Origin of the sequence: Haloarcula sp. 1CSR25-25 (assembly GCF_032027985.1) — an archaeon.
Lineage (GTDB): Archaea > Halobacteriota > Halobacteria > Halobacteriales > Haloarculaceae > Haloarcula.
On record NZ_JAHYBW010000002.1, the window covers coordinates 526,054 to 548,292 of the forward strand.

General features: G+C 64.6%; 14 protein-coding genes. 6 read left to right on the forward strand and 8 right to left on the reverse strand.

Going from position 1 to position 22,239, the window contains the following annotated elements:
* The first annotated feature begins 80 nt into the window (after positions 1–80).
* From KZ498_RS07825 to KZ498_RS07835, 3 genes are all read left to right on the forward strand, one after another.
* On the forward strand, positions 81–494 hold the full coding sequence (locus KZ498_RS07825) for a CBS domain-containing protein (RefSeq protein ID WP_312618126.1): 414 nt from the start codon (positions 81–83) through the stop codon (positions 492–494).
* A gap of 154 nt (positions 495–648) precedes the next feature.
* Positions 649–5,196, forward strand: a complete 4,548-nt coding sequence (gene gltB, locus KZ498_RS07830; protein WP_312618127.1) for a glutamate synthase large subunit — start codon at positions 649–651, stop codon at positions 5,194–5,196.
* 71 nt (positions 5,197–5,267) lie between these two features.
* The gene (locus KZ498_RS07835) at positions 5,268–6,251 is read left to right on the forward strand and encodes an NAD-dependent epimerase/dehydratase family protein (RefSeq protein ID WP_312618128.1); all 984 of its coding nucleotides are present in this window, start codon (positions 5,268–5,270) and stop codon (positions 6,249–6,251) included.
* 3 nt (positions 6,252–6,254) lie between these two features.
* Here the strand turns inward: KZ498_RS07835 and KZ498_RS07840 are convergent, their stop codons facing one another.
* Together KZ498_RS07840 and KZ498_RS07845 are read right to left on the reverse strand one after the other, a co-directional pair.
* A complete protein-coding gene (locus tag KZ498_RS07840; RefSeq protein ID WP_312618129.1) occupies positions 6,255–7,325 on the reverse strand; it encodes a TrmB family transcriptional regulator sugar-binding domain-containing protein in 1,071 nt (356 codons plus the stop codon).
* A 171-nt stretch (positions 7,326–7,496) separates the two neighbouring features.
* Positions 7,497–10,058 carry a glycoside hydrolase family 3 N-terminal domain-containing protein gene (locus KZ498_RS07845; protein ID WP_312618130.1) on the reverse strand — a complete coding sequence of 854 codons (2,562 nt, stop codon included), beginning with the start codon at positions 10,056–10,058 and terminating at the stop codon, positions 7,497–7,499.
* A 151-nt stretch (positions 10,059–10,209) separates the two neighbouring features.
* Here KZ498_RS07845 and KZ498_RS07850 point away from each other — a divergent pair, with 151 nt between their 5' ends.
* Positions 10,210–11,268, forward strand: coding sequence for an NAD(P)-dependent glycerol-1-phosphate dehydrogenase (locus tag KZ498_RS07850; RefSeq protein ID WP_312618131.1), 1,059 nt, complete (start codon positions 10,210–10,212; stop codon positions 11,266–11,268).
* Here the strand turns inward: KZ498_RS07850 and KZ498_RS07855 are convergent.
* Both KZ498_RS07855 and KZ498_RS07860 read right to left on the reverse strand, forming a co-directional pair.
* On the reverse strand, positions 11,265–11,783 hold the full coding sequence (locus tag KZ498_RS07855) for a hypothetical protein (protein ID WP_312618132.1): 519 nt from the start codon (positions 11,781–11,783) through the stop codon (positions 11,265–11,267). The genes KZ498_RS07850 and KZ498_RS07855 overlap by 4 nt on opposite strands.
* Positions 11,784–11,978: 195 nt before the next feature.
* Positions 11,979–13,799, reverse strand: a complete 1,821-nt coding sequence (locus KZ498_RS07860; RefSeq protein WP_312618133.1) for a S9 family peptidase — start codon at positions 13,797–13,799, stop codon at positions 11,979–11,981.
* A gap of 79 nt (positions 13,800–13,878) precedes the next feature.
* On the opposite strand from KZ498_RS07860, the gene KZ498_RS07865 reads away from it, so the two are divergent.
* A complete protein-coding gene (locus KZ498_RS07865; RefSeq protein WP_312618134.1) occupies positions 13,879–14,937 on the forward strand; it encodes a glycosyltransferase in 1,059 nt (352 codons plus the stop codon).
* A gap of 256 nt (positions 14,938–15,193) precedes the next feature.
* Here KZ498_RS07865 and KZ498_RS07870 read toward each other — a convergent pair whose 3' ends face one another.
* The 4 genes from KZ498_RS07870 to KZ498_RS07885 form a co-directional block, all read right to left on the reverse strand.
* Positions 15,194–15,628, reverse strand: coding sequence for a nuclear transport factor 2 family protein (locus tag KZ498_RS07870; protein ID WP_312618135.1), 435 nt, complete (start codon positions 15,626–15,628; stop codon positions 15,194–15,196).
* Between the two features lie 266 nt (positions 15,629–15,894).
* The gene (locus tag KZ498_RS07875; protein ID WP_312618136.1) at positions 15,895–17,247 is read right to left on the reverse strand and encodes a hypothetical protein; all 1,353 of its coding nucleotides are present in this window, start codon (positions 17,245–17,247) and stop codon (positions 15,895–15,897) included.
* 336 nt (positions 17,248–17,583) lie between these two features.
* On the reverse strand, positions 17,584–18,333 hold the full coding sequence (locus KZ498_RS07880; protein WP_312618137.1) for a hypothetical protein: 750 nt from the start codon (positions 18,331–18,333) through the stop codon (positions 17,584–17,586).
* A 316-nt stretch (positions 18,334–18,649) separates the two neighbouring features.
* Positions 18,650–19,672, reverse strand: coding sequence for a hypothetical protein (locus KZ498_RS07885; protein WP_312618138.1), 1,023 nt, complete (start codon positions 19,670–19,672; stop codon positions 18,650–18,652).
* A gap of 689 nt (positions 19,673–20,361) precedes the next feature.
* Between KZ498_RS07885 and KZ498_RS07890 the strand changes: the two genes are divergently transcribed.
* Complete coding sequence (locus KZ498_RS07890; RefSeq protein ID WP_312618139.1) at positions 20,362–22,227, forward strand: DEAD/DEAH box helicase family protein; 1,866 nt, start codon at positions 20,362–20,364, stop codon at positions 22,225–22,227.
* Positions 22,228–22,239 lie beyond the last annotated feature (12 nt).

The window sequence follows — 22,239 nt, forward strand, 5'->3', positions numbered from 1 at the left end:
CTTATATATTTCTCTGTCGCTGGAATCGATAGATATCCGGAACCAACACGGTTATATTGCGACCCATGTTATCGACTCGCATGGAAGACGTGTTTGTCGGACGAATTATGTCATCGCCTGTAACGACTGTTGCCGCCGACGCGAACGCGAAAGCGGTCGCAAAGCGGATGCTCGACGAGAACATCAGTTCCGTCGTTGTCGCCGGTGCCGACGGGGAGCTATCGGGGATTCTCACCTCGACGGACTTCGTCGAAATCGCCGCGGAGGGCGGCGATACGACCGGACTGAGTGTTTCCGAATTCATGACGACGGAGCTGATTACAGTGACGGCAAACGACGCCGTCGAGACGGCTGCTAGCCTGATGCTGGACCACGGTGTCCACCACCTCCCCGTCGTCGACGAGACGGAGGGTGTGGTCGGAATGTTGACGACGACTGACATTACTGCCTACGTTTCGGGCATCGAGGAGTCGGCTGCGCCGATACTCGGCTGAGTTCCGGACAAACCGCCAGCCTGCAGTCACCCACATATAAATCATGATATAGACCGAACAATCGTGACAAATATATATGCCTTAATGTGGGGTTAAACAACACTTATACCATTAGGAGTACCCTCTTATAGGGGCATACCTAGTCGTGAAACACATGGTTGAGCGACAGACGGGTCTCTCTGCAGGCGACGCCGGGCTTGCAGACCCCACGGACGAGCGGTCGAACTGCGGCGTCGGGGTCGTTATGGACCTCGACGGCCAGAGCGACCACTGGGTTGTATCGGACGGACTCGAACTCCTCGACAACCTCGAACATCGAGGGACGACAGGAGCCGAGCAGAACACGGGCGACGGAGCGGGCATCATGCTCCAGACTCCACACGAGTTTTTCGCTGCCGAAGTCGACGCCGACCTGCCACCCGCTGGCGAGTACGCCGTCGGGACGCTCTTTCTCCCGAAAGACGACGAGGTCGCTGCAAGCCTGAAAGACCTCGTCGAGACGGAACTCGCCGGAGAGGGCCTGGACGTCCTCGAATGGCGAGACGTTCCCACGGACAACAGCGACCTCGGCGCGACGGCGCTGGAATCCGAGCCCGACATCGTCCAGTTCTTCGTCACCTCTGCGACGGGTAAGACCGGCGACGCCTTCGAGAACCAGCTGTACGTCGGCCGCCGGTCGCTCGAAAACACCGTCAAAGAGGAGAAACCGACGGGCAACGAGCGCTTCTACGTCGTCTCGCTCGCGACCGACGTCGTCGTCTACAAGGGCCTGCTCAAGGCCGAGCAGCTCGAAGACTACTACCCGGACCTGGAAGACGACCGGGTGCAGTCGACGTTCGCGATGGTCCACGCCCGCTTCTCGACGAACACGCTGGGCGCGTGGCACCTCGCCCACCCCTACCGCCGTATCATCCACAACGGCGAGTTCAACACTATCCAGGGGAACATCAACTGGATGCGCGCTCGGGAGACTGACATCCAGAGCGACGAGTTCGAGGGCGACCTGGAGAAAATCAAGCCCATCATCGATGACCCCGAGCAGTCAGACACCGCGAGCGTCGACAACGCGCTCGAACTCCTGTTGCAGGGCGGCCGCGACCTCCCCCACGCCCTCCGGATGCTCATCCCCGAAGCCTGGCGCGGCGAGATGAACGACGTGACCGGCGACCGGCGTGACTTCTATGACTACCACGCCTCGCTGGTCGAGCCCTGGGACGGCCCGGCGCTCGTCGCGGCCACCGACGGCGACCGCATCGGTGCCGTCCTCGACCGGAACGGCCTCCGTCCGTGTCGCTACGACGTGCTGGCCGACAACACGCTCGTGATGTCCTCCGAAGCCGGTGCGCTGGAACACGACGCCAGCGAAATCGAGGAACGCGGCCGGCTCCAGCCCGGGCAGTGTTTCCTCGCCGACCCGGAAGAGGGCCGCGTCATCCCCGACGAGGAGGTCTTCGACGACATCACCGACGACAAGTACGGCGAGTGGGTCGCCGAGGAACAGGTCAGCATCGACGAGGTCGCCGACCGCGAGAACAACGCGCCCCGGGACCCCGCGGACGCCCTCCGGAGCCACCAGGCCATGTACGGCTACACGTACGACGAGGTCGACCACCTCATCGAGCCGATGGCCGAGAAGGGGAAAGACCCCGTCGGCTCCATGGGCGACGACACGCCGCTGTCGGTCCTCTCGCAGTTCAACCGCCCGCTGTTCACCTACTTCAAGCAGCTGTTCGCCCAGGTGACGAACCCGCCGCTTGACTACATCCGCGAGGAGCTCGTCACCTCGCTCGAATCCCGGCTGGGCCACCAGCGCAACATCCTCGACGAGAGCCAGGACCACGCCCGCCAGCTAGTGCTTGACTCGCCGATACTCACCGACGAGGAGACGGAGTCCATCAAGAACGTGTCCGAGAACGGCATGTCCACGAAGGTCATCGACATCACCTACGAGGAGGGCGGGGACCTCCGCCAGGCCGTCGAAGACGTGCGGGCCGAGGCCGACGCCGCTGCCAGGGAACACGACATTCTGGTGCTTTCCGACCGGGGCGCGGACGAGGACCGCGTGCCGATTCCGAGCCTCCTCGCCGTCGGGGGCGTCCACCACCACCTCGTCCGCAACGGTCTCCGCAATCACGTCGGCGTCGTCGTCGAGTCCGGCGACCCGCGTGCGGTGCATCACTTCGCGACGCTCATCGGCTACGGGGCCGGGGCCGTCAACCCCTACCTGGCCTACCAGACCATCGAGGACCTGGTGGCCGGCCCGGACGGCGCGGACCTGGCTGACGCTATCGACGCCTACATCACCGCCGTCGAGGACGGCCTCCTGAAGACGATGGCCAAGATGGGTATCTCCACGGTCGAGTCCTATCAGGGTGCCCAGATATTCGAGGCCGTCGGCCTCTCCTCGGACTTCGTCGCCGAGTACTTCGAGGGCACGACCTCCCGGACCGAGGGTATCGGCATCGAGGAGATCGAGGACGACCTCACGCAGCGCCACGATATCGCCTGGAGCGAGGAGGAGCCGGACATGCCCCGCCAGGGCGAGTACGAGTTCCGTTCGAACGGCATCCACCACCAGTGGAACCCCAACACGGTCGGCAAGATCCAGCAGGCCGTCCGCATGGGCGACTACGACACGTACAAGGAGTTCGCCGAGCTCATCAACGACCAGAACGAGGAGCTCCAGACGCTGCGGGGCCTGCTCGAGTTCGATTCCGACCGCAAGCCCGTCCCCATCGAGGACGTCGAGCCGGTCGAGGACATCGTCGAGCGCTTCGAAACCGCGGCGATGTCGCTCGGGTCGCTGTCGCCCGAGATGCACGAGAACAACGCCATCGCGATGAACCGGCTCGGGGCCAACGCCAACACAGGTGAGGGTGGCGAACCGCCCGAACGGTTCGACACCGAGAAGGAGTGTATGACCAAGCAGGTCGCCTCCGGCCGCTTCGGCGTCACCTCCGACTACCTGGCGTCGGCCGACGAGCTACAGATCAAGATGGCCCAGGGCTCCAAGCCCGGCGAGGGCGGCCACCTGCCCGGCAAGAAGGTCAACGAGATGATTGCCCACGTCCGGTACGCGACGCCGGGTGTCGGCCTCATCTCGCCGCCGCCGCTGCACGACATCTACTCCATCGAGGACTTAAAACAGCTCATCCACGACCTCAAGGCCTCGAACCCCGAGGCCGATATCAACGTCAAGCTTGTTTCCGAGGACGGTATCGGTACCATCGCGGCCGGCGTCGCCAAGGCCAACGCCGACGTGGTCCACATCTCGGGCCACGACGGCGGGACCGGCGCGTCGCCGAAGACCTCGATCAAGAACGCCGGCCTCCCCTGGGAACTGGGTGTCTCCGAGGCAAACCAGATGCTCCGGGCGACCGGCCTGCGCTCGCGCATCAAGGTGACAACCGACGGCGGCATGAAGACCGGCCGAGACGTGGCCGTCGCCGCCCTGCTCGGCGCCGAGGGGTACACCTTCGGGACCGCGTCGTTGGTCACCTCCGGCTGTGTGATGGCCCGGCAGTGTCACGAGAACACCTGTCCGGTCGGCATCGCAACGCAGAACGAGAACCTCCGGGAGCGGTTCCCCGGCGAGCCACAGCACGTCATCAACTACATGACCTTCGTGGCCCAGGAACTGCGCGAGATCATGGCCGAACTCGGCTTCGAGACGATCGACGAGATGGTCGGCCGGCCGAGTGTGCTGGAACAGCGCGACGACGTGACCCAGCCAAAGGCCCAGAAGCTCGACCTCTCGGCCGTCATCGCTGAACCGGCCGACAACGACGGCCGCTACAAGCAACGCGAGCAGACCCACGAGGTCGACCAGCAGCTCGACTGGGACCTCATCGACGCAGCCGAGGACGCCATCTACGAGGGCGACCCGGTCGCTATCGACGCCGACATCAACAACGTCGACCGCGCGGTCGGGGCGACGCTCTCGAACCGCATCTCACGCGAGCACGCCAGCGACGGCCTCGCGGACGACACTATCCGGGTCGACTTCGACGGCACGGCCGGCCAGTCCTTCGGCGCGTTCCTCGCGCAGGGCGTGACGATGGAGCTGACCGGGACGGCCAACGACTACGTCGGCAAGGGGCTCTCGGGCGGGAAGCTCATCCTGAACACGCCCGACAGCGCTCCCTTCGACCCGACGGAGAACATCGTCATCGGCAACGTCGCCCTGTACGGCGCGACCCAGGGCGAGGCCTACGTCAACGGCATGGCCGGCGAGCGCTTCGCCGTCCGTAACTCCGGAATCAAGGGCGTCGTCGAGGGCGTTGGCGACCACGGCTGTGAGTACATGACCGGTGGCGCTATCGTCGTGCTGGGCGAGACGGGCAAGAACTTCGCGGCCGGCATGTCCGGCGGCGTCGCCTACGTCTACGACCCCGACGGCGAGTTCGAGGAGAAGGCAAACACCGGCATGGTGTCGCTGTCCGACACGCTGGAGGGCAAGGACCGCCAGATGATAACCCGACTCGTCGAGAACCACGCCGCCTACACCGACTCCGACCGCGCGGCGGAACTCCTGGCGGACTGGGACGCCGAACTGGAGAACTTCACGAAGGTGATGCCCGACGCCTACGCCGAGGTCATCGCCGACCGCGAGCGCGACGACGTGCGCAACGAGCCGCCGGCCAAGGCCGCACCGAGCGCCGACGCCGTCGAAGCCGACTTCGCCGCTTCCACCGACGACTGAGCGGCCGGCATCGGCGACGGCCGACCGACTTCGACGTACCGTTTTTTGATGCTGCCGGGACAGGCAACGCTATGGACAGCGTCCTCGTCATCGGCGGCGGCAGGTTCATCGGCCGACAGACGGTCACCGAGTTCCGCGACGCGGGCTACGACGTGACGATGCTCACCCGCGGCCGGCGCGCGAACCCGTTCGCAGACACCGACGTCGCCCACGTCGAAGGCGACCGCCGCGAACGAGCCACGCTCGAAGCCGCTCGCGACCAGGTAGACCCCGACGCAGTCGTCGACTGCGTGGCGTACTTCCCGGCGGACGTTCGGGCGGCGACCGACGTGTTCGCCGACACAGCGGCGTACGTGTACGTCTCCAGCGGCGCGGCCTACGGCGCCGAACGGACGCCCAAGCGGGAGGGGGAGACGCCGCTTGCGGGCTGTACAGCCGAGCAGGCCACGACCGACAGCGCGGCGACCTACGGGCCGCGGAAAGCCGAGGGCGACCGTGAGGTGTTCGCCGCAGCCGAGGCCGGCGTACGGGCGATGAGCGTCCGGCCGACCGTCGTGTACGGTCCCTACGACTACACCGAGCGCTTTGCCTACTGGGTCGACCGCGTGGCCGAGTACGACCGACTTGTCGTTCCCAGCGACGGACTCAGCCTGTGGCAGATGGCCTACGTCGAGGACGTCGCGAGTGCGCTTCGGCTCGTCGCGGAGCGGGGGACGGCCGGCGAGGCCTACAACGTCGGCGACGAGCACGCGCCGACGCTCCGGGAGTGGGTCGACCTGCTCGCCGGGGTCCACGAGACGGAAGTCGAGACTATCGGCGTCGGCGAGCGCGAGCTCGCCGCAGCGGGGCTTGCCCCCGACGACTTCCCCATCTACCGCGACTCGCCCCATCTGCTGTCGACGGCGAAGCTCCGCGACCTGGGCTGGTCGTCGACGCCCCACGAGACGGCCCTGGCCGTGACCGTCGCCGAGCATCGGGAGAACGGCCGGACCGGCCGGGAGTTCGGGCCTGCCCGGGACGCGGAAGCGGCCCTCATCGACCGCCTGACCGAGTAGCCACTACGCCCGGCGGAGCGTCGTCTGCCGGACCTCGTAGTCCTCCAGGAACGCGCCGTATCCACCGACGGTGACGCGGTCCTGTCCGGTGTCGACGACCAGCGAGTTCTCGAACCCGAAATCGCTGTTGTGCGGTTCGACGAGGTTCTGTCTCACGTCGACCACCTCGCCGGTTATCACCTCGAAGTCGTCGTCGGAGCCTGTCGGCCGCGCGTACAGGTCGGCAACGACGGACTCGCCGGCTCGGAGCGCGAGCGTGGTCGTGAACACGACGTGGCGGAACATGTCGTACCGGGCCGGGAGCGACGGGGGCCGCGAGACGAGAATCTCCTCGCCTATCGGCCAGTAGTTGCCCAGGTAGGAACCGACCAGCACCGCCGCGACCGCCTCCTGCGTGAACGTGATCGCGTTCGTCTCGTCGTGGTCCCAGGTGAGCATCGTCGCCGGCGAGACGAACCCGCGCTGCTGGTCCGTCGCAAGCAACGAGGGCGTGCCGTCGAGGCCGAGGCGGACGGCGTTGGCGACCCCCTCTAGCTCCAGATTCATCGGTGCCGGGTCGGCGCTCGACAGCGTCAGGAGGACGAGGATGCCCCGTTCACGGGCACGGCAGAGCGTGTCGCGGATGTCGGGGAGCCGGCGGGCCGGAATCTGGAGCACGACCTCGCAGTCGGCGGCCTCGATGTGCTGTTTCAGGCGCTTGATGATGGTCGGTCTGGACTTGACCACCTCGAAGGAGTTGTCGTCGGCCGAGCTGTCCTCGTACCGGGCCTGCACCGCAGTCTCTAGGGTGTCGAGTTCGCGTTTCAGCGTGCCGAAGGCCTCCGACGGGGGCCTCGCACGGATGACTGTCGGCGTCCGGTGGTCGTCGACGGTGACGAAGCCGTCCGCAGCCAGGGAATCACAGATGTCGTACACGTAGCTCTTGGAGACCCCTGCCGTTTCAGCCACCGTTCGTGCCGTTGCCGGTCCCGTTTCGACGACCGCGAGGTACGTCTCGGCTTCTGTCTCGGAGAGGCCGTACTGCTTTAGTCGGTCCCGAACGGTCGCCTCGGGTTGACGTGTGGAGTCAGGCATGCGTGTCCCGCTCAAACCGTGCTGGGTGGGTTCCTGTCACTGGGTCGCTGTTTCGGCTAATATCATCGGGGATATATAACGATTAGTGAGCCTGCGAGTGCGACGACGTGTCTCTGTACGGGGTGGTGCTCCAGCACGGGCCACCGGCGGAGCGGGACCGCGCCAGCACGCTCAGGAACGTTGCCGAACCTCGTCAAGCAGGTCCACGACGTCCTCCATGGTGGGGTCGCGGTTGCTGTTGTTCCCGTTCCCGTTGTCGCCAGTGCCCCGGCCGGGGTTGCCACCCGACCCGTTCGGGAGGCCCGGAACGGGGTCCGGGTCGGTGATGCTCGCCGCGTTCTCGACGGTGAGCGTGGTCGTCGGGCCGTCCTGACCCACGGTGAGCTCGTACTCGCCGGCTTCGACGACCTTCGGGCCCAGTGCGAGTACGTCACCGGGAACGACTTCAAGCGCCGTCAGGTCGGCGGTCACGTCCACCGTGGCTGACTCATTGGGAGCCAGCGAGACGCGCTCGTAGCCCAGCAGCCGGCGAATCGGCTGGAGCACCGAGCCGTATGACTGGGTGTTGAACACCTCGACGATGTGCTCGCCGGCCATCCCGCCGGTGTTTGTCACCTCGACGCTGACGGTCACCTCCGACTGATTGGCCGGGTTCCCGATGGTCGGCTGTGTGACCGAGACGCTCCCGTACTCGAAGTCGGTGTAGGAAAGCCCGTGGCCGTACTCGAAGAGCGCGGTGTTGTCCGTCGCTCCCGTCGACGTCGGGTCGTAGCGGTTGTACTGTACAGGCGTGGTTCCGACGTTCTCGGGCCAGCTGAACGGAAGCTTACCCGAAGGGTTGTACTCGCCGACGAGCGTCTCGGCGATGGCGACCCCGCCGTCGCTCCCGGGCTGGCCGGCAAACAGGAGCGCGTCGAGCTGGCTGAACGTCTCCGGGGACCCCCGCGGCGCGCCGGCGAGCATGACGCCGATAATCGGCGTCGAATCGTCGGTGGACTCGGTGACGGTGTCGAGGAGGGCCTGCTGGGACTCGTCGAGGACCAGTTCGTCCCGGTCGCCAAAGCCCTCGTTGTGGGTCCCCTCGCCGAGCACCACGACGACGGCGTCTGACTCGGGGGCCGCCGACTCGACCTGTGACCGCTGCCCGTCGGTAAACTCGAAGTCGCCGTTCTCGTCGCTTTGCTGGTTCTGGCCGTCACCTTCGCCGGCCCACCAGGTGGTGTTCTCGTACAGGGTCGGTACGTGCGTGAGACTGCCGACCCGAGCGCGGAGCGCGTCTTCGAGGAGGTTCTGGCGCGGGTACGGGCCGCCGGCGCTGGCCCCCTGCCAGCCGAGCGTCCAGCCGCCGTGTTGCATCAGCGCGCGGGTGTTGTTGCCGTCGCCGTCGACGCCGGGGCCGGTCAGCAGGACGCTCTCGTCGCCCGAGAGCGGGAGCGTGTCGTCGGCGTTTTTCAGCAGGACCAGCGACTCCTTTGCCATCGTCTCTGACGAATCCTGTGCGCCGCCGAGCACGTTCCCGATGCGGGACGCGTCGACCGTCGGCTGCTCGAACAGGCCGAGGTCGGCCTTCAGTTCGAGGATTCGGCGGACCGCTCCGTCGATGCGCGCCATCGGAATCGCGCCGTCCTCGACGAGGCCGACGACGGTGTCGATGAACTGGACCGGACCCGGCGCGTCGCCGCCGTTGCCGATCATGTACATGTCGATACCGGCGTTGATGGCCATCTCAGTCGCCGTCTCGAAATCGGGCGCGTAGTCGTGGTTGGTTATCATCCGGTGCAGGTCGTCCCAGTCCGAGACGACCATCCCCTCGTAGCCGTAGGTGTCCCGGAGCAGCGTCGTCAGCAGCCAGTGGGAGGCGTGGGCCGGAATCCCGTTTATCGCGCCGCTGTTGACCATCACCGTTCCGGGTTCGGACTCCAGCGCGTCCCGGTACGGCGGGAGGATGTTCGTCCGGAGGTCGCGAAGGGACGTCGAGGCCGGCGCGCGGTCGTTGCCGTTGTTCGGGATGGAGTAGGCCGCGAAGTGCTTGACACACGCTGTCAGCCGGTCGTCGTCCTCGAGGGCCCGCGCCCGTGCTTGCGATACGTCGCCTTCGAGCTTCGGGTCCTCGCTGACACCCTCGAAGAAACGGCCCCAGCGGGGGTCCCGCTGGAGGTCGGTCGTCGGCGCGAACGTCCAGTGAGCGCCCATCGACGCCGTCGCGTCGCTCGTGTGGCGTTCGGCCTCCGCGATCAGGTCCAGGTCGCGCGTCGCACCCATGTTCAGCCGCTGGGGGAACACCGTCGCCCCCTCCAGCAGGCCGTTCCCGTGTGTCGCGTCGACGCCGTAGAGGAACGGGATGCCGTGGTCGGCGTTCGCCAGGTTGTACTCCTGCAGGGCGTTGATACCCTGGACCACCTCGTTGGCGTCGAAGCTCGGCGGCTCGGCCCCGCCGGAGAGGACCGACCCGACGCCGAGTTCACTGAAGTACTCGCCGACCGTGTCGACCCCGAAGCTGTCGGGGACGTTCGATTCCTCCGGCTCCGCCTCGAAGGAGCTAATCGCGACCTGTGTCATCTGGGCCGCTTTCTGTTCCAGTGTGAGGTCGCCGACGAGCGAACCGACGTCCGGTTGCGCCGCGGCGGTCCCAACACCTGCGCCGGTCGCGGCCGCTGCGCTGGCCATACCGGTCGCTTTCAGAAACGTCCGCCGAGACGCCCGCATGCCGTCGTCAGTCGTGTCATCTACCATGACAGGCCCACCCAAACATCGATGTTAATAATTGTTTTTGGAAAACTGGTGTGTGATAGTTGCCAAAAGATTTGCTGCCGGTTCGCTCTCGGCGCCCTGACTGACTGCGCGCACCTAAACTGTTTTCACGCGTGCCCGGAGACAGGCAACCATGTTCGAGAAACGCACCTGGATACGCCTGCCCCGGAACGTCGTGGTCGGGCACGGCGTCCTCGACCGGACAATCGAGGCCGTCAGCGAACTCCACCTGACCGGCAGGCCGCTCATCGTCTCCAGCCCGACGCCACACGAGGTCGCGGGCGAGAAAGTGGTCGCACAGTTCGAGGACGAGGGCTATGACCCCTCCGAGATCGTCATCGAGAAGGCCAGCTTCGACGCCGTCCAGCGCGTCATCGACCACGCCTCGGAGATCGACGCGGGCTTTCTGCTGGGCGTCGGCGGCGGGAAAGCCATCGACATCACGAAGATGGCGGCTGACGACCTGGGACTGGGGTTCGTCTCGGTGCCGACGGCCGCGAGCCACGACGGCATCGTCTCCGGCCGGGGCTCAGTCCCCGAGGGCGATACGCGCCACAGCGTCGCCGCCGAACCGCCGCTGGCCGTCATCGCCGACACCGAGGTGCTGGCGGAGGCCCCCTGGCGGCTGACCACCGCCGGCTGTGCCGACATCATCTCGAACTACACCGCCGTTCGGGACTGGCAGCTCGCTCACCGGCTCAAGAACGTCCACTACTCCGAGTACGCCGGCGCGCTCTCCCAGATGACCGCCGAGATGCTCGTCGAGAGCGCCGACTCGATCAAGCGGGGGCTGGAGGAGTCGTCCTGGATTGTCGTCAAAGCGCTCGTCTCCTCGGGCGTCGCGATGTCCATCGCCGGTTCCTCGCGCCCGGCAAGCGGTGCGGAACACCTGTTTTCCCACCAGCTGGACCGGCTCGTCCCCAACGGCGCGCTCCACGGCCACCAGGTCGGCGTCGGCTCTATAATGACCGAATACCTCCACAGCGGCCAGAAAGGCAAGTGGCGAGACGCCAGAGACGCGCTGGCCGCCATCGGTGCGCCGACGACGGCGGACGAGCTCGGCATCGACGACGAGACGGTGATCGAGGCGCTGACCACGGCCCACCAGATCCGCGACCGCTACACGGTGCTCGGGGACGGGATGAGCGAGGAAGCGGCGATAGAAGCGGCGACGGTCACCGGCGTAATCTAGACCAGTTCCGCGACCGCGACCTCACCCGGGTCGTCCCATCGAATCGACGCCTCGGCCTCGCCGGCCGTCTCGGCGACCTCGCCGTCCTCGAGGTCGGCGCTGTTGACCTCCGCGTCGAACACGATGCTGAGCCGGTACACCGTCTCGGCATCCGGGTCCGCCTCGTTCCGTACCCCACAGATGGTGGCCCGCACCGCGTCTCGAATCGTACAGGCGACGCCGGCCGTCTCGGTGACGACCCGTTCGACCGCCGTCGCCGGTCGCTCCATCCCCTGCGTTTGCCCCTGTGGAACCTCCCATGACCCGTCAGCGTCGCTGAGCAGCACGTCACCCGACTCGTTGTGGACGAACGCGTGCACGTCGACCTGGCCCTCCCGCGAGCGCTCGACGGCACGCTGGTACGCCTCCGCACCCACCGAGAAGGTGGCCTGGTCCACCGGCGTCGAGCCGAACTCCTGTTCGAGACGGGCGAGGCGCTCCTGTACCCGCGCTCGCGAGCGATCGGCTATCTCCATACGAAACGGTGCTTCGGAACCATGATAAATCCGTCTGAACGTTCTCGTCACCTGAAAACTCCCTGTGGAACCCCTGACTCCCCGCGCAGTCTCCGGGTCTGCCGGCAGCGCTGGGCATACTGTTTGCTATACCTGTTGTGAGATGTCCGCCGCTCCGGGGCGGCAAACGCCGTCACAGACGTACAGCCGACAGTATCAGACGTGTTGGTCGAGGAACTCGACGACGGCGGTGTAGGCCTCGATGCGGTTCGCCCGCTTGCTGATGCCGTGGCCCTCGTCGTCGAAGACGAGTTTCTCCACGGGAACTCCCTGCTTGGCCGCCTGCTCGGCGATCTGCTCGGCCTCGCCAACTGGGACGCGCGGGTCGTTGGCACCGTGGAGGACGAACAGCGGCGCGTCGATGCGGTCGACGTTGTTGATCGGCGAGATGGATTCGAGGAACTCGCGGTCCTCGTCGAGGGAGCCGTACTCGGCCTCGCGGAGTTCGCGCCGCCAGTCGCCGGTGTTCTGGAGGAAGGTGACGAAGTTGGCGATGCCGACCACGTCGACGCCGGCCGCCCAGATGTCGGGGTACTCCGTCAGCGCCGCAAGCACCATGAACCCGCCGTAGGACCCGCCCATCGCCACGATTCGGTCGGGGTCGACTGCCGGATGGTCGTGGAGCCAGTCGACGCCGGCCCGCAGGTCCCGCACGGAGTCCATCCGTTTTTCGACGTCGTCGAGGTGCGTGTAGGCCTTCCCGTAGCCGGTCGACCCGCGGACGTTGGGCTCGAAGACGGCGTAGCCCCGCGAGAGGAAGTACTGGGTCAGGCCGGAAAACGACGGCCGGCGCTGGCTCTCCGGGCCGCCGTGGATGTCCACGATGACGGGCGTGTCGCTGGCGGCGTCGCCAGCCGCCGGCCCCGCTGTCGCCCTGTCTGGCAGCGAGAACAGCGCCGGAATCTCCCGCCCGTCGAACGACTCGAACCGGACCACCTCCGGCTCGATGAACGTCTCGCGCGGAACCCCGCCCGTCGAGGCGGCCGTCCACTGCTCGCTCTCGCCGGTTTCGGTCTCCACGACGAACACGTTGGTGTTGACCGTCCGCCCGGTGACGCTGACGGCGAAGCGCTCGGCGTCGGGTCCCCAGGAAACGCCCCCGGCCAGCCCGCCCGGCAGGTCCGGCGCCGGGAACGTCTCGATGGTCATCGGCCCCGTCAGTTCGCCGACGGTGAGGTCGTTGTAGCCGTCGACGTTGCGCGAGTACACCAGCCGGCCGCTGTCCCTGTCCAGCGCGACGCCGTCGATGTTCCACTGGTCGTCGGAACGGACGATTTCGAGGTCGCCGTCGAGCGAGAGCCGGGCCAGTTCGAGCGTGTCGCTCTCGGCGTCGGTGACGAGATAGGCGGCCTCGCCCTCGGGCCCCCACGATGCGCTCGTGTACCGGACCTTCCCGTCGTGTGGCGTGAGGTGGGTCAGTTCCTCGCTGTCGAGGTCGAGCACGTAGATGTCCTGGTCGAAACTGGAGTGGGCTTCGCTGACCAGCAGCCGCTTGCCGTCGGGCGAGAACCCGCCGACGGAGAGCCAGCCGTCGCCCTCCCAGACCAGTTCCGCGTCGTCGCCGGTCGCGTCGCGGTCCTGCACGTAGATGTCGAAGACGGCCTCGTCGCGGCGGTTCGACGCGAACGCGAAGCGCTCGCCGTCGGGCGACCAGCCGCCCCAGCGGTGTTTCGCGTCGGGCATCCCGGTGAGTTCGTGGACGTGCCCGTCCGCGTCGAGGCGGTACAGCTGCGCCCGCTCGTTGCCGCCCTCGTCCATGCCGAAGACGAGTTCCCGGCGCTCGGGCGAGTAGTCGACGAAGCTCACGGAGTCGTCGTAGAACGTCAACTGCTCGGGCCAGCCGCGGGGCTCGGTAAGCGACCAGGCCTGGGCGACGCCGGTCGTGTCCATCAGGAAGGCGAGCGTCCCGTCCGGCGCGAACGAACTGCCGTAGGCGCTGCGGACGTTCAGATAGCGAGAGAGGTCGTGCGCGGTCACAACGGGAGGGAGGGCAGGCACGGCCAAAACCTTTTGTTGCAAACGGGGGCTTTTTGAGCGGTCACGTCGTCGCCCCTGTATGCGTGTCGCGGTCGTCGCCATGGAGACGAGTCAGTACCGGGACACCGAGGGCCGGACCCGGCTGGAGCGGGTGGCTACCGAACTCGCCGCCGCCGGCCACGACGTGACCGTGTTCTGTTCGCAGTGGTGGCCGGGCTTCGACAATCAGCGCGAACGTGACGGCGTCACCTACCGCGCCGTCACCGTCTCGCCGACCGTCCCTGCCTTCTGTGTCCGCCTGCCGGTCATGCTCGCGCGGTTCCGCCCGGACGTCGTCCACGTCTACCCGACCCCAGCGTCGGTCGCACTCGCGGCCAGGACCGGTGCGACGCTGTCACGAGCGCCGCTGCTCACGGAGTGGTTCGGCGACGAGGACGTGCCCGAGAGTCGCCGTGCGTCTCTCGCGCTCAGCTCGTCGGACTGTCTCATCACCCCCTCCGAACTCGTCCGAACGCGGGTCCGCGAGCGGGGGGCGACGGCGGACCAGACCGCGGTCCTCCCACAGAGCATCGACATGGACCTCGTTCGGGCGGCCGAGGCCGACGACGAGATCGACGTGGTGTACGCCCACCGACTGGACGGCAGCGCGAACGTCGAGTCGCTGCTGCTCGGGCTGGCGGAACTCAGACAGAAGGACTGGTCGGCGACGATCGTCGGCGACGGCCCGGAGCGGCAGTATTACGAACAGGAGGCGTCCGACCTCCGCATCGACGACCGCGTGACCTTCGTCGGTGCGTGCGACCTCGAGGAGCGCGTCTCCATCTACAAGGGCGCACACGTGTTCGTCCAGACGGCGTTCCGCGAGTGTTTCGCTACTGACCTCCTCTGGGCGATGGCCTGTGGCTGTATCGGCATCGTCGAGTACCAGGCCGAGTCCTCAGCCCACGAACTCATCGAGCAGCGCGACCGGGCGTTCCGGGTGACGAACCCGCAGGAGATCGCCGACAAGATCGCCGAATCGGCCGACTTCGAGCGCCGGACCGTCGACGAGTCCTGCGCCGAGTACGACCACGCGCAGGTCCGTGCGGAGTACGAGGACCTGTACGAGGCGCGTATCGAGGGCACCGGCATCTTCTGATCGGAACGCCGCCCAGACGCGCGGACGACGAGCGCGAGCGTGCCCTCGTACGGATTATTGTAGATTATTTCCGGATAGTTGGCTCTGTTCAAACTCTTAGAAACTGATACACACTGCATGCGGGATACAGAGGATCTATTCAGCACGGTCGTCACCGACTGTGGAGGCTCCGTGACGACCCAACCGTGAGTAAAGGATCTCTATTCAGTAGGGTGGAACAGCAATCGAATCGGGAGGCCGAACGTCCGTCGGTCGCTCAGGCACCCATGTTCGCCACTCTCTCGGCTAACTCGGCGTCGAGGTCGCCGTGGTGGTGGACGGCTTTCCACTCGTCCCCTTCCTTCCGATAGACGTTTGTCACCCGGCCCTCCACGGAGAGCGGTTCACCCGCAAAGGTCACCGATATCGACTGGTTGTAGAGCTCGTATGCAAGGTCGCCGGTGACGCGGATGACGTGATCCGTGCGGGTGACTGTGCCATCTGTACACGCTGACGCGAATCCCTCCAGACCCCCACCGACGGCCTCCCAGCCCTGCTCCCGACCACCGTTTATATGCATGGTCGTCACGTCGTCCTCGTGCGACCAGATGTCCGCCATAGGACTGGCATCCCCGTCCAATAACTCTTCGAGTGCATCACGGTACTGGTCGGATACAGCTTGGACTTCCTCTTCGGCGGTTGATATTGCCATGTGTCAGTCTCTCCACGCCGATATAGGACGCCCGTCCATGTGAACTGGTAGCATTTTCACGTTGCGATGGTGTGACGAGCATCCGAGTGACATACGACCGACCAGCTGGGACCCATGCTTCATACGCGCCCTGTATGCAGCAGTGCCTTTTCGAACTGCTCAGAATCTGTCAGTACCGGTGTGACCGATACAGAGGCTCTATGCATCAGAGCGAAAGTTCAGGAACCTTCCTGAACACCTATAGGAACGATGTCCTGCGGGAGTAATCACTCGTTAGGAAGTGGGAGTGGGAGCGAGCGGTGCTTTCGAGGCGGGAGGAGGAACGTCGCGCGGTTGGTGACCTCCATGTATGGAAGGATACCGTGGCCCCCCTCCCCGATGTGATTGTCGAGATGCGAGGCGTTCATCGCCTGCCGCGTCTTGACGAAATCCTCGATGTCTTCCATCACCGCGGAGAAATTGAAACCTACTTTCCCCTCTTTGGGGTGAACGAGACTGTTGTTGACGCCCTCGGATCGGCGAAGAATGAGCGGTTCGAAGTCCTCGTTTCTGGCCCCGGCCGTCTTCGCGGCATGACCGACCCGACCCCGGTTTTCCGCCGTCTTCTCGAGATCGTCGACTATCTCTTCACTGATGCCACTATCGTCTTCGAGTTTTTCCCCGATATCACCGATGTCAGACGGCGAGTGTTCGTGGCTGAACATGAGTTCATCCCGGCGTTGTCGGTCGTTCTCGTACCACTTCCCAAGGTCTAACTCGAGCTTTGAAACCTGAAAGGTCGTTCCCTCCTTGAACGGACCCGTCGTAATCGTCGCAGCGTCCTCCGTCGCCAAGTTGTCCTTGAACCCCGACTTGTACCCCATCGAAAGCGGGGCCTCCTCGCGAAGACTCTCCTTGACGTGCTCGTCAGTAATCTCGTCGGTTTCCTCGTCAGTAAGGGGAACGTCTGGGTCCTCCACGAGGTTGTCCCGAGGGAGCCCCTTCCCCACAAAGGCCGTCCGCCGTTCCGCCTTCTCAAAGATTCCCTCTAAACTCCCGCGCACGCTGACGCCGTTGAGGGTGTCGAGTTCGCCGAAGAGTGCCTCCTCGGACCCCAGTAACACTGAGACGGTGGCCGACGAGAGTAGAGTTACGGCGTCGTAGTTGTCCGCCTTGTCGGGGTCGTCGTCCGTTCTTCGAAGGACCTCCTCAGGCCGGAGGAAGTCGACGGCATTCGGCAGATCCTGCTCGAACCGGTCGAAATACGACCGGGAGTATCCTACCATGAACACGAGTCCCTCATTGTCGCCGGCAGAGTCCCCACCGGAAAGCCGCTGAAAAGCCAGCTCCAGTGTCCGGAATGCTGCCTCGACTTCCTTCCGTTCTTTTCCAGTTGGGGTACTACCGCCCTTGTAGTTCAGAAAGAGGATAAGTTGGTGATTCGGCAGCACACCGTTCCCGAACGGATCTGTCTTGAGGTCTTGCGCCCAGGCGTGTTGGCGCTCCGGAAACGCATTCGGGTTCTCTGGTCCCTGGGGCACATCAAAACTGTATCCTTCACCTTTGACACCGGCACCCGGTTGTGCGCCGATGACCGCTGTGAGTGCGCTCGAACCGCCGATCGCCAGTGCCGTCCGCATGAACGAGCGACGGTTTACTGGCCGATCAGCCAACCCTGGTTTCTCGGGCCCATCGTTGTTTTGAACCTGTGACACTTCTTTGGTTTCGCTGGTATCGTTGTGGAATGGACATCCACTGGATTGCCTTTTTTTATTATCCGTTGCGTTGGATTTCTTGTCCGAAAAATCTGTGTTCGTGTCCTCTTGATCACTCATAACTGACTCTCCCGTTTGATATCAGTCTGTCTGGTGCACACCACTCGGGTTTAGTCCGAACAGTGTCCATGTTGATGATTGATCAACGCTGAACGATTGCTTAGCTCAGTCACGGAGCACTTTTTATTGATTTGGCATTCACTATGACCGGGAGACGCGCACGTCGTCGACCACAATTTCGTCGGTACCCTCGCCGCCGTTGACGGCGCCGACGTAGAGGCCGGCTGCCGTCTCTCCAGTAATTCCCTCGACACTCCCATTCTGTAACTCGGCCAGTGTCGCCTCGATTTCTTTATTAATGAGTCGAAAGGAGGTGTCGCCGTCAACAATCACGGCTCCGTTTGCACCATAAAACGCAACGCCTTCATCATCGTTACCGGGTCCGGTCGGACGCTCGATTCCATCGGTGGTCTCCCACGTCAGGAACTCCCCGTTATCGTCTATGTCGAGGAACAGGCCAAGGAACAGGACGGCTGGTCCCGTCGTATTTGGGGTCTGGAGCGTACGGGCGTCAATGGTGATTGTCTCGAGTTCGCCGACCGACCCGAGATGCACGTCGAAACCCGCATTCCGATTCGGAGGCTCCGTCCCAAGATTCGACACGAGAATGCGCACGCCGCCCTCGTCGGTCGGTTCGGCCAGCCAGCGACTCTCCCCCTCCTCCATGTCGTAGGGCTCCTCCTTACGGCCCCACGACTCAGGTCCGAGCGGGAACCACGAGTAATGCCCATGACTCTCGATCATGGATGGGAGGTCTTGCTGCTCGTCCTGGCTCTCATCTTCCTGCCCGTCACTGTCGGCCTGGAACTCGGTGAGTAGCACGCTGCCAGCAATGAGCCCACCTGCTGTTTGCAGAACTGTCCGCCGGTTTGTGATTGATGAGTCGATCATCGTAGCCCTCTCCTATTCTGATGTCTGTCGTCCTGAGGGTCGGGTACCAGGCGTAGTGTTTTCTTGTGGTGTCGATGCCAGCAATACGTACAGATTCATTTCGGGGTTTGCCACACGACGGCGTGCCGTCGACCCACCAATCGGCAGGTCTATCTCAGCTACTGGCTGTCCTGTCCCGCTGTGACTACAGGACACTGATAAATTGTTGAGCGATGGTCGTAAATGTAATCTATAAAATATTATAGTAGCCGAGTCGACAGTCAAGCAGAGTTGAACCACAGGACAGAGAGTACGAGACAGTAACGTGGGATGGCGCTCACGGCGCTTTCCGGACTCGTTCGGTCACGTCAATAACGTCAGCCTCGTCATCGAGGATGATGGTGAGGCTGTCGCCGTCGAGTTCGACTTTCACAGCGATCTCCAGTGGTTCCTCCGCGTCTACTGTTACCTGTTCGACCGCATCAAACAGGACACCGTATTCGAACTTGTCTTCGAGCGCCTTGGTGTCCAGTCCGTGGTCGTGGAAGAAGGCAATCACGGCGACTTCAGTCAGGATCGTGTTCCAGATCCCCGTCCGAATACTGGACTTACAGACATCGCAGACGAAACTCGCATCGATTTCGTGCACCCGTTCACAGTGCTGACAGACTGTGAGATCGTGGCTGTCGTGGTCGTCACATACGGAGATTGTGGTCGTAATCGTTCCGGAGCACTCGGGACAGGCCCCCTCGATAAACGCATGCCGTTGGTGGCGCTGCCACGTTTTGCCTTGCTGCACGAACTCTTGCGGCGTACGGTTTTTCAGTCCGACCGGCGGGCGATACTCCTTGGCGATGACCCCCTCCGGCTCGTTGGGCTCTTGTGACACCCCATCGCAGCTGGGACAGCGCTGGGTGAGGACACCGTCGCTGTAGTCCACAATTGTTGATGTTCCACAGAGCATACACGCGGCGTCGATTCGCTCTTCCGCGAACGACGGGGCGTCGGTTACCGTTCCAGCCAACACTGTGCTGAGAACTCGTTTGGCACTGGTGGTGAGCCTATACCCCTCGTCAGTTTTGTTGACGAACTGGCCTGTGAGTTTCTCTAAGTGGTACTGAAAGTTCGAGGTCTGGTCGTACTTCACTCGATCGTACAGCTCCACAAACGAAGGGAGAGTCTCAGAGGCGTCGGTCTCAGGGCGGGGGTCCATGGCGCTCCAGAGCACCAGTAGGATTTCTACCCGCGTCTCGTTGGCCAGCGCGGCGAACGCCTCAGTCACTTGTGTGCTGTTCGTCTCGGTGAGTCCTTTAGGCTGCGATGAGTGTACATTATCGTTTACCATGTAAAAAGTTACCACAGTCCAGGATATAAAAGCAGGCCGAGGAGGTGTAAGGTGTCCGTATCTTAACTGACGTTGACGACCCAATCTAAAGGCCGGCATCATTTCCGTTCACAGACATAGGAATTCAACCGCGTCACGGCACGGAGAAAGATCAGCTCCTAACAGGAACGAACGCCTGTAGCGCCACCATCTAAGTGGTTGACCTGTCTTGAGTGTGGCGGCGATGTTGAGCGTGTTTCCGGTGCCTTCGATACGACGACCATCGGCGCCCATTTGTGAAAGGGGGCACCAGTACCCCACTCAGAACCCCTGCTTCTCGGCCTCCGATACTTTCCACATCGAACCTTCGCTCAGTATCTCACGCATCTACAACTCTCTCCCGGAATCTACTCGGATGCTGACTACGCGCTCTGTATTCAGCAGGACTGCTGAAACCTATCACCGAGTGGGGGCTTCAACAAGGCCGGATAGCTCCGACTCCGGGGTCGGAACATACTGGTAAATCGCTCCAATAATCCGTATCAGTCACACGGGATGACTCGGAATCCGCCGGGGAGCACCAGCCCGAGCGGGAAACAACACGGCCACGACTCGCTCGACCACGCCGGCAGGTCCGGGTGGGGCTACGTTCGTCTCCGTCTTCGGACCGGCAGCGGGGGTGTCCAGACGAAACCCGTTTGAGCGTCGACCCCCTCTGGTCGGTAGTGACAGCCGAGGAGCCAGCCGACCGAGACGACGACTCGGACCCCGCCACGGAACTCGAACTCGACGCCGTCTACGACGCCATCGACGCCGTCGGCCGCCCGCATCTGACGGCCACGGAGCTCTCCCGGAAGACGGACCTGACGCCCGACGATGCGCGGGCGGCGCTGGAGCGTCTCGCCGCCGACGGCGACATCGAGCGCCAGGACGTGTCCGAGGTGGAGTCCGTGTGGTACCCGACGGACATCGCCGAGGTGACCGACCGCGAGCGCGTCGTCCTGTTCCCCGACCGCCGGGAGGTGGTCGTCGAGCACCCCGAGCAGTTCACGCGGGCACAGCTCTCGCAGTTCGCCCGCCTGCAGGACACCAACCGCTCGGGCGGCTACGTGTACGAACTCCGCGAGGAGGACATCTGGGCCGCACCGCACGAGTCCCTGGAGGACCTCCTGGCGACGATGCGTGACGTGCTGGGCGAGCGCTCGCCCCATCTCGAAGAGTGGGTCACGAGCCAGTGGGAGCGCGCCCGGAAGTTCCGCCTGAAGACCCACGAGGACGGCTACGTCGTTCTCGAAGCCGAGAGCGACGACCTGATGGGCAACGTCGCCCGCCAGAAGCTCGACGACGACCACCTCCGGGCCCCCATCTCGGACTCGGAGTCGTGGGTCAACGAGGACGCGACCGCCGAGATCAAGCGGACGCTGTACGAGGCGGGCTACCCGGTCCGGGACGACCGCGACCTCGAGACGGGCGACGCCATCGAGATGGACCTCCTGTTGCGCCTGCGGGACTACCAGCAGGACTGGGTGGAGCGGTTCACCGAGCAGGGCTCGGGCGTGTTCGTCGGCCCGCCCGGGTCGGGCAAGACCGTCGCCGCGATGGGCGCGATGGCCGCCGTCGGCGGCGAGACGCTGATTCTCGTCCCCTCGCGCGAACTCGCGACCCAGTGGCACGACGAACTGGTTCGCCACACCTCGCTCACGGACGACGACATCGGCGAGTACCACGGCGGCGAGAAGTCCATCCGCCCGGTCACCATCGCCACCTACCGCACCGCCGGCATGGACCGCCACCGGAAGCTGTTCGACCAGCGCAAGTGGGGCCTCATCGTCTACGACGAGGTCCACCACGTCCCCTCGCCGATACACCGCCGGAGCGCGGACCTCCAGACCAAACACCGCCTGGGGCTGACTGCCACGCCGACCAGGGAGAGCGACGACGAGGAGGAGATATTCACGCTCGTCGGCCCGCCAATCGGAACGGACTGGGGCAAGCTGTTCGACGAGGGCTACGTCGCCGAACCGGAGGTCGAGATCCGCCTCGTGCCGTGGGGCAACGAGACCGAACAGTCCGAGTACACCTCTACCTCGGGCCACGACCGCCGGCAGGCCGCCGCCAGCAACACAGGGAAGGTCGACGAGATACGCTACGCGCTGGCAGAGAACCCCGCGGCGAAGGCGCTCGTGTTCATCGAGTACTTAGACCAGGGCGAGGCCATCAGCGAGGCCATCGGTGCGCCGTTTATCAGCGGCGAGACGCCACACGCCCGCCGGGAGAAGCTGTTCGACGAGTTCCGCCGGGGCGAACTGGACACGCTCGTCGTCTCTCGGGTCGGCGACGAGGGCATCGACCTGCCGGACGCCGAACTCGCTATCGTCGCCTCCGGGCTCGGCGGGTCACGCCGCCAGGGGGCACAGCGGGCCGGGCGGACGATGCGCCCGGCCGGCAACGCCCGGATGGTCATTCTCGCGACCCGAGGGACGACGGAGGAGGACTTCGTCCGCCGGCAGATGCGCCACCTCGCCTCGAAGGGTATCCGCGTGACCGAGACGGAGGCCGAGGCCGTCGAACCGCCCGAACCAGAGGAGTAATCCAGTCGCCGG